Source organism: Gordonibacter pamelaeae 7-10-1-b (assembly GCF_000210055.1).
Taxonomy (GTDB): Bacteria; Actinomycetota; Coriobacteriia; order Coriobacteriales; family Eggerthellaceae; genus Gordonibacter; species Gordonibacter pamelaeae.
In genome coordinates this window covers 985,367-994,268 of record NC_021021.1, presented here as the reverse complement: position 1 = coordinate 994,268, position 8,902 = coordinate 985,367, and the positions used below count along the sequence as shown (strand labels likewise).

The 8,902-nt window shown below is 68.3% G+C and carries 6 protein-coding genes and 1 pseudogene; 6 read left to right on the top strand and 1 reads right to left on the bottom strand.

Annotated elements, in window-relative coordinates; genetic code table 11:
* The 6 genes and pseudogenes from GPA_RS04670 to GPA_RS04645 all read left to right on the top strand — a co-directional run.
* A pseudogene (locus GPA_RS04670) lies at positions 1-346 on the top strand (NrfD/PsrC family molybdoenzyme membrane anchor subunit); the annotation flags it as partial.
* Positions 330-3,575: a molybdopterin-dependent oxidoreductase gene (locus GPA_RS04665; RefSeq protein WP_015539097.1), complete on the top strand. Its 3,246-nt coding sequence runs from the start codon at positions 330-332 to the stop codon at positions 3,573-3,575. The pseudogene GPA_RS04670 and the gene GPA_RS04665, both read left to right, overlap by 17 nt.
* A 460-nt stretch (positions 3,576-4,035) precedes the next feature.
* The gene (locus tag GPA_RS04660; protein WP_227154858.1) at positions 4,036-5,574 is read left to right on the top strand and encodes an MDR family MFS transporter; all 1,539 of its coding nucleotides are present in this window, start codon (positions 4,036-4,038) and stop codon (positions 5,572-5,574) included.
* Positions 5,571-6,056 carry a CBS domain-containing protein gene (locus GPA_RS04655; protein ID WP_015539096.1) on the top strand — a complete coding sequence of 162 codons (486 nt, stop codon included), beginning with the start codon at positions 5,571-5,573 and terminating at the stop codon, positions 6,054-6,056. Before GPA_RS04660 ends, GPA_RS04655 begins: the two co-directional genes overlap by 4 nt.
* A 443-nt stretch (positions 6,057-6,499) precedes the next feature.
* On the top strand, positions 6,500-7,300 hold the full coding sequence (dapB, locus tag GPA_RS04650; protein ID WP_015539095.1) for a 4-hydroxy-tetrahydrodipicolinate reductase: 801 nt from the start codon (positions 6,500-6,502) through the stop codon (positions 7,298-7,300).
* A 212-nt stretch (positions 7,301-7,512) separates the two neighbouring features.
* Positions 7,513-8,517, top strand: a complete 1,005-nt coding sequence (locus GPA_RS04645) for a DmsC/YnfH family molybdoenzyme membrane anchor subunit (protein ID WP_015539094.1) — start codon at positions 7,513-7,515, stop codon at positions 8,515-8,517.
* Positions 8,518-8,608: 91 nt separating this feature from the next.
* Here GPA_RS04645 and GPA_RS04640 read toward each other — a convergent pair.
* Positions 8,609-8,902 (bottom strand): response regulator transcription factor (locus GPA_RS04640; RefSeq protein ID WP_041239098.1); only part of this gene is annotated, 294 nt, incomplete at its 5' end.

Genomic DNA, 8,902 nt, shown 5'->3' with positions numbered 1-8,902 from the left:
GGGCGCGGCGCTCTCGTCGATGGCGGGCATCCTCGCGTTGCGCTACGTGCTGGTGGTGGCCGGGTTCTCCGTGCCGCTGCTGGACGGCATGCCCGTGCCGGCGTACGTGCCCAGCGTAGGCGAGGTGATGGCTGCCCTGTTCGTGCTGGGTTTGGCCGTCGGTTGCTACGGGCTGGCCGTGCGCCCGCTGCCGCTCGAGCGCGTGGGCGCGAGCGAAGGCGAGGCGCAGGTGGAGAGCGCGTATGCGGACGTCGGCGCAGATACGGCATCGGGTGCGGCGTCCGGCGCATCGCCGCGCGATGAGGTTTCGACGGGCAAGGAGGTGCGCGATGGAGGTGCAGCGTAAGGACGAAGCGCAGCAGGGCGCCGGCATGTTCGGCACGCCGTCGCGACGCGCCGTCGTGGGTGCGGGCTGCGCGGTGGCGCTGGGCGTCGTGGCAACGGGAACCGGATTGGGGGCTTACATGGAAAACGACGATCCTTTGACCGACAAGCCGCACGGACGCGGCAGCGCTACCGGCGCGTACGCGGCCGACGACGTGATCCTGTCGATGTGCAACAACTGTAACACGTACTGCACCATCAAGGTGCGCGTGGCCGACGCGGCCGACGGCGCGGAGGCGAACGAGGGAGCCACGGCGCTCGTGCGCAAGATAGCGGGCAACCCGTACTCGCCGCTCAATTCGCAGCCCTACGCGCCCGTGCCCTACGAGACGCGCCCGGAGGATGCGCTTTCGCCCGACGGCGGCATGGCGGTGGCGGGTCGCGCGACGAACGGCGGCATGATCTGCCTCAAGGGCCAGTCGGGCATCCAGCTGGCGCACGACCGGTTCCGCATCACGAAGCCCCTGCGACGCGTCGGCGCGCGCGGCGGCGACGAATGGGAGACGGTGGACTGGGACACGGCGCTCGACGAGATCGTGCACGGCTCGCCGACCTTGGGCACGCCGGGCATCGCCGAGTGGTACGCCTGGGCGCCGAAGAAGCAGGTGGAGGCCGACGTCACGCTCGTTGAGTCCGGCGCGATGACCCAGGGCGAGTTCGACGCGAAGTGGGCCGACGTCCTCATCGACACGAAGCACCCCGACCTGGGCCCGAAGTCCAACCTGTTCTGCTCGGCCGGCGGCGACCGCATGTTCCTCATCGGCGATCGCCTCACGCAGAACGGCTTCGGCTCCGTCAACAACTTCAACCACGGCGGCGTATGCGGCATGACGGGCGTCATGGCCAACGTGCGCACGCATCCCACCACGAAGCACAAGCGCATGTACGCCGACATCGACCATTGCGAGTGCCTTATCATCTGGGGCACCGAGCCCATGACGGCGAACAAGGGGCCGTCGTGGCTGGCTCCGCGCCTGTCGGCGGCGCGCGAGCGCGGCATGAAGCTCTACGTGGTGGACCCGCGCCAGGGGCGCAGCGCGTCGAAGGCCGACGCGTGGCTGCCCGTGATGCCCGGCAAGGACGCCAAGCTGGCCTTCGCCCTGATGTCGTGGATCTTCGCGAACGAGCGCTACGACGCCCGTTACCTGGCGGCGCCCGGCAAGAAGGCGGCCGCAGCGCTGGGAGAGCCCACGTGGTCGGACGCGACGCATCTCGTGGCCGTCGATCTGCCGAACCGGCCCATCGTCACGGCGAAGGTGCTCGGCCGCGCCGGCGAAGCCGGTGCCGACGGCGAGCCCATGGCGGAAGACGCGCGGTTCGTGTTCGTGGACGGCCAGCTCGTGGCTGCCGACGCCGTGGAGGGCGCGGCCGACCTCCTGGTGGATGCCGAGATCGAGATCAAGGGCAAGCCGTCGCGCGTGAAGAGCGTGTTCGAGCTGTTGAGCGAGCGCGTGGGCGAGCGGACGCTCGAGGAGTACGCCGCCGACGCGGGCATCGAGCCCGCCGTGGTGGAGGAGGTCGCGCGCGAGTTCACGAGCCACGGCAATCGCGCCTGCGTCATGAGCTATCGCGGCCCGGCCATGCACGCCAACGGGTTCGACGCGGTGCGCGCGGTGGGCTACCTCAACTTCCTCATCGGCAACCACGATTGGAAGGGCGGGCACCTTGCCGCCGGTGCCAAGTTCGCCCCGTTCACCGGCCGCTACGACCTGCAAACCGTGCCGGACGCGCACGCGGGCTGGGGCATTCCCATCACGCGCCAGAAGACCGAGTACGAGAAGACCAGCTACTTCAAGCAGGACGGCTATCCCGCGCCGCGTCCGTGGTACCCGCTGCCGGGCAACCTCTCGCACGAGATCGTGCCCACCCTGCGCGCCGGCTACGTGTACGACCACCTGGGCGCGCTGTTCATCCACCGCCATTCGCTCGTGGACTCCACGCCGGGCGGCCAGCGCCTGGGCGACGTGCTGGGCGATCCTGCCAAGATCAACCTTCTCGTGTCGTTCGACGTGGAGATCGGCGACACGTCGCGCTTCGCCGACTTCGTGCTGCCCGACAAGACCTACCTCGAGCGGTTCAGCCAGGAGTCAATCTACCCCAACCAGCAGTACCAGCTCATCCAGCTGGGGCAGCCGGCCGTCCGCGCCTACGAGGGCCCGCGTTCGGTGGAGGACGTGTACCTCGACCTCATGCAGCGCCTCGGGCTGCCGGGCGCAGGCGAGGCCGCCGTGCCGGTGGGCAAGGGCGGCACGGACGGCGCGGCGGCGCTCTCGACCGAGTACGACTACTGGTTGAAGATGGCCGCGAACATCGCGTACGCTGGCGAGAAGCCGGCGCCCGACGCCGATGCCGACGAGCTGGCCCTGTTCGAGCGCGCCCGCACCCGCGCGCTGGGCGACGCCTTCGACCTCGCGGCGTGGAAGGCCGCGGTTACCGAGGAGGAGTGGCCCAAGGTGGTGTACGTGCTCAACCGCGGCGGGCGCTTCGCCTCGGCCGACCCGGCGAAGGGCGACGGCTACGAGGGCGACCTCATCAAGACGCGGTACGCCGGTCTGTGCGCGTTCTACGATCCGAAGACGGCCTCGCTGAAAAACGCCCTGAGCGGCGAGAACTTCGACGGTTTGGCGCACACGGCTCCCGTGTCGCTGGCCGACGGCACGCCGATGGGGCGCTCGGTCGACCGTCCGCTCGCCTTCGTCAACTGGAAGGCCCGCACGAACGGCACGCACCGCACCATCGCCTCGTCGTGGCTGCGCGAGCTGACCACCGAGAACTTCGTGTGGATGGCCCCGGCCGATGCCGCCGCGCGCGGGCTGGCGAACGGCGACGCCGTGGAGATCGTGGGCCCCGAGGGCATCTTGGCCGGCCACGTGCGCGTGACCGAGGGCATTCGCCCCGGCGTGGTGGGCGCGAACTACTCGTTCGGCCACCAGGGCTACGCCGCCCGCGCCGTGCGCATCGACGGCGAGCCCGTAGAGCCTGCGCCCGACTACCTCGAAGAGGAGGGCATCCTCGACGGCGATGAGCCCGGCAAGCAGAAGACCGGCTTCGCCGGCGGCCGCGGCCGCGGCTTCTGCATGAACGAGCTTCTGCCCGAAGACGGCACCCAGGCGGGAGGAGGCGGCGTGTGCGACCCCGTCGGCGGGGGAGCCGCCCAGTTCGACCTGTGGGTGGACGTGCGCAAGGCGTAGGAGCGCCTTCTGCCGGATGGCGCTGGGCGGGTCGTGCGTTCGACGCGACCCGCCCAGCGCTGGTTTCTGGCTCCCTATTTCGGAGAACGTGGCATGAGAGGCGTTGCGTTTTTTGCCGGAACTGTGGAAATCGCTTGGAGCGACCTGCTTTCTCGAAGATACGGGGGTTTCGGCTTCCGGTATACTTGCCCGCTGTGAAATCGCTTCTGCATATACACGAACGCTATTCCTGCTCACGGCAGCTTTCGCGCCGCCGCACGCGCACGGCCGCGTTCCGCTCGACGGGCGAGGTCGGCCCGGGCGTGTGGCAAGGCTGGCGCTGAACGAGCTCGCTCGGGTGATGCGCGTCCGCTGACGCCTCCCCGCAACCTTCTTTCCCCTGAAACCTCATAGTCGACGCCCGCCGCCGCTTCGGCACGGCTCGGCGTCCGACGCGTTCGCAAAGGAAGTTGATGCGCTCTTGAACGAGCAACAGTTGATAGCCCGGCAGCACAAGGTGACCCGCAAGGAGATCACCGTCATCGGCATCGTGCTGGCCGGTGCGTTCCTCGCCATCCTGAACCAGACCGTCCTGTCTCCGGCCTTGCCGAAGCTCATGGACGCGTTCGCCATCTCGGCCGGCACCGCGCAGTGGGTGACGTCCATCTACATGCTGGTCAACGGCATCATGGTACCCATCACCGGGTTCCTCATCGACCGCTTCTCCACGCGCAAGCTGTTCTTCGCGTCCATGGCGGCGTTTATCGTGGGCACGGCGCTGTGCGCGGCGGCGCCGAGCTTCGAGCTGCTCATCGTGGGCCGCATCCTGCAGGCGGCGGGCGCGGGCGTGCAGCTGCCGCTCGTGGGCGTGGTGCCCATGCTCATCTTCCCGCCCGAGAAACGCGGCACGGCCATGGGCATGGCCGGCATCGTGATGAGCTGCGCTCCGGCGGCCGGCCCCGTGCTGGCGGGCGGCATCATCGACGCATGGGGCTGGCGCATGATGTTCTGGTCGATGATCCCGCTCGCCGTCCTCGTGCTGGCGGTGAGCTTCTTCCTGCTCTCCAACGTAGGCGAGCTCAAGCGCCCGCACCTCGACGTGCCGTCCATCGTCCTGTCCACGTTCGCGTTCGGCGGCCTCTTGTACGGCTTCTCCAGCGCCAGCACGCTGGGTTGGGGCAATGCCGTGGTCGTCGGCAGCATCGCGGTGGGCGTGGTGTCGCTCGCGTGGTTCGTCCGCCGTCAGCTGCACCTCGACGAGCCGCTGCTGCAGCTGCGCGCCCTCAAGACGCCGACGTTCGCCTACTCGGCCGTCATCGTGACGGTGGTGAACTCGGCGCTGGCCGTGGGCAGCGTCATCCTGCCCATCTACCTGCAGAACGTGCTGGGGCTCACGGCGTTCGAAACCGGCATCCTCATGACGCCGGGTGCCGTGTCCACCATCTTCCTGAGCCCGATCAGCGGCATGCTGTTCGACAAGTTCGGCCCGCGCGTCATCGCCATCGTGGGCCTGACGGGGCTCACCGCCTCGCTGGCCGCGCTGTCCTTCGTCGACGACAAGACGACGGTGGCGTACCTCGTGGCGTTCTACGTCATCCAGTCCTCGGGGCTCACGCTGGCGAACATGCCGGTGACCACCTGGGGCATCAACGCGCTGCCGAACGACATGATCGCGCACGGCAACGCCATCAGCAACACCGGCCGCCAGGTGGGAGGCGCGGTGAGCACGGCGCTCATCGTCACCGTGATGACCATGGTGACCGCCGCGAACGCCGAAGCGGGCCCGGTGGCATCCACGGCGGCGGGCATCGACGTGGCGTACGGCATTTCCGCGGCGGTCGCCGCGATTGCGCTGATCGTCGCCGTGCTGAAGGTGCACAATGCGAAGAAGCGCGCAGTCGCCACGCCTGTGCCGCAGGTTGGGGCGTTCGGGGAGGCAGAAGTCGAGGCGCCCGCGAAGGTGACGGCCGCCGGTGCGGCCGCGCGCATGGAAGAAGCGACGGAAGGGGCGGTGCGATGAACCGCACAATAGGCGACATCATGGAGCGCGACGTGTACACGTGCCGCTACGACCAGAACCTCGGCGAGATCGTGGCCCTGTTCAATGAGCTGGGCACGAGCGGCCTGGCCGTCATCGACGAGGACCGGCACGTGGTGGGGTTCATCAGCGACGGCGACATCATGAAGGCGGTGGCCGCGCAGAAAACGCGCTCCATCTTCGGCGGCGGCTACGCCAACATGGTGCTGTACGACAACGAGTCCTTCGAGGAGAAGGCCCGCGCGCTCAAGCACCGCAACGTGATGGAGCTGGCCGTGCAGAAGGTGCTGTGCGTCACGGCCGACCAGTCCATCGGCGAGATCGCCGACGTGCTGGCGAAGAAGAAGTTCAAGAAGGTGCCGGTCATCGACGAGGACGGCAGGCTCGTCGGCGTGGTGAGGCGCGCCACCATCACGCGCTACCTGTTCGACGTGCTGTTCGGCGAGGAGGGCGCCGGGGAATAGGGCCGCAGGACCGGAGTTGACCCGGCGGCGATATGGCCGAAGCCTGGGGCGATATGGTTGCAGCTCGGGGCGATAGGGCGGTCGCTGTTCGGGGCGGCACCGTGGCTATCGCGCGGGGCCAATGCCCGAGGCCCGCGCTCGTTGGTTGCCGAAAAGTCCTTCCGACGCACACTATTCACCAGTTTTTTACAGTTTTCCGCCCCTGAGGCGTGGGACTGGCCGAGCTTTGAGGAATGGGCCGGGGAAATGCCTGATGGCGAAACCGCGAAAAGCGGGTAGCGTCCAAATTCTGCAAAAATCGGTGATTAGTGTGCGCCGGAAGGCAGCCCGACCCCGCCTTTGTCGACTCGCCATAGGCCTTTCGCCGCCTGCACCCCTTATACTTGCGAAAACGAGCAGCGCGCCTGTTGGCGATGCTGCCACACGGTGGGAAGGAGCGCGGCATGAAGGTGATCGTCGTCGGGTGCCACGGGCAGATGGGCCAGCCCATCTGCCGTTTCGTGGACGAGCGCGAGGGCATGGAGCTGGTGGGCGGTGTGGGGCCGGCCGGCCGAGACTACATCGGCCGCGACCTCGGCCAGGTGGCAGGCTTCGGGCGCGACCTGGGCATCCCCGTGGCAGACGACCTTGCATCCGTCATCGACGAGTGCGACACGCTCATCGACGTGTCCAGCGTGGAGCAGTGCCTGCGCACGCTCGACCTGGCCGTCGAGCACGGCAAGGCCCTCGTCACCGCGAGCACCGGCTTCACGCCCGAGCAGTTCGCGCGCTTCGAGGCGGCGGGCGAGCGCATCCCCGTCATCTTCAAATGCAACACCTCCAAGATGGTGAACGTCATGCTCGCGCTCGTGGAAACGGCCGCGCGCGCCCTTGCAGACGAGTGCGACATCGAGATCATCGACCAGCACGACCGCGACAAGCTGGATGCGCCCAGCGGCACGGCCGTCATCATCGGCAACATGATCGCCGAGCTCAAAGGCACCACGCTCGACGAGCTGGCCGAATACGGCCGCGCAGGCCACGGCGCGCGCAAGCCCGGCGGCGTGGGCTTCCGCTCGCTGCGCGCCGGCGACATCACGAGCGACCACAAGGTGTACTTCGGCGGCCTGGGCGAGCGCCTGGAGATCACGCACTACTCCTACAGCGACGACTGCTTCGCCCGCGGCGCCGTCGATTGCGCCCAGTTCCTCGACGGCAAGCCCGCCGGCGTCTACTCCATCAAGGACGTCTTCGGGTTGCGCTGAACGCCTCTCGGTCCTCGGAAGGTCCTTTCGGGGCTCCTCCCGGGACGCTGCACGCTCTGAGCCGCACCGGCCTTCGCATCGCGGGACCGCTTCGGGGCGGCAACGGCTCAGAGGAATCGCGGATAGCCTCGGAAGCATCCTTGGGCGAGCGCCTACGATAGCCGCGGATAACGGCATTCGAAGGAGCCTAGCGCTTCAAGGAGGTTGGTTCTATGGATCTGGTGTATCTACAACTGCCGCTCGTGTTCTTCACAGCGGCCGCGCCCATGGCCTCGGGCGCGTTCATCGGCTTGGCCATTGCGTTCCTCACGACGCGCTTCTCGGCGGAGACCTTGCGGCGTATCGACCGATGGACGCTTTTGCCCCTGGTCATTTTGGCAGTAGGTGTGATCGCGGCCGTCGCGTTCATGAACACGCCGCAAAGCGCGCTTCTGGTTATCCAGGGGATAGACCCCGGGGCGTTCGGGTTCGCGGTGTTCATGGCCGTGGCGTTCGCCGTCGTGGCGCTGGTGTACTGGATCGTGGCCATGGTCGGCCGGCTGTCCGACGGCGCGCGCAAGGCGTTCGCCACGGTGGTCGCCGTGCTGGCGGTGGTGTACTCGGTGGCCATTGGCGCGGCCTACATGATGTCGGACGTCCCGCTGTGGGCCTCGATCATCGTGCCCCTCGGGTTCGCCGGCTTCAGCCTGGCAAGCGGCGTGCCGCTGGGCATGCTCATGCTGGCTGCTGCGAGGGCCCTTCCCGAGGCGCGCGAGACGCGCTTCGGCACGGCGGCGCTCGTCACGGCGCTCGTGGGCGCGGTGGTGTCTATCCTCGCCATCACGGTCCAGCTCATGAACGCCCAGGCCACAGTGGCCGCGATCTTCCCTGGCGCCGATGCCGTGCCAGGCGCCTGGGTGTACCTTATCGTGTCCATCGCCGGGTTCGTGGTGGCGCTCGCCTGCATGCGCGGGGCGTTGAGCGGGCCGCGCTCGGGCCGCTCGGCGGCGCCCCTTGGCAGCACGGCGGGCGTTGCGGCCATGCCGTGGAACAGCGTCGATTCGGCAGCTGCCAGCCCGGCGGCCGAGGGCAACGTGGTCCCCGACCTCGAGGCGCGCTATCGCAGGCAGGCTGCGACCGATGCGACCAAGGCTGTTCCCTACCTGGTCCTGGGCAACGTGGCGGTGCTGGCCGCGCTCGTGGCCGCCCGCGTGCTGTTCTACGCCATGCAGTTCTAAAGGCGCTGCGTTCGCAGGGCGAATTCAGGGGCTGCGTCGCATTCGACGCAGCCCCTTCCGCGCGGTCGGCGCAGGCGCCCTGCGAACTGCCCTAGTCCCCCAGCTCGCTCGGGTCGAACGAGTCGATGAGGTCCAAAAGCTCCTGCTTCTTGTGGATGTCCAGCTTGGTGTAGATGCGCTTGGAGTGCGTGCGGATGGTGTTCTCGGACACCACGAGGTCCTCGGCGATGCGGGCGACGGTATTGCCGCGCGCGATGAGCTCCATGACCTCGGTCTCGCGTGCGCTCAGGCGGTAGTGCTGGCGCAGCAGCTCGGCCTGCTTCGAGATGCGGTCCTGGTAGAAGGGCTCGCTTGCCACGGGCGTACGCTTCGCCTTCGCGACGGG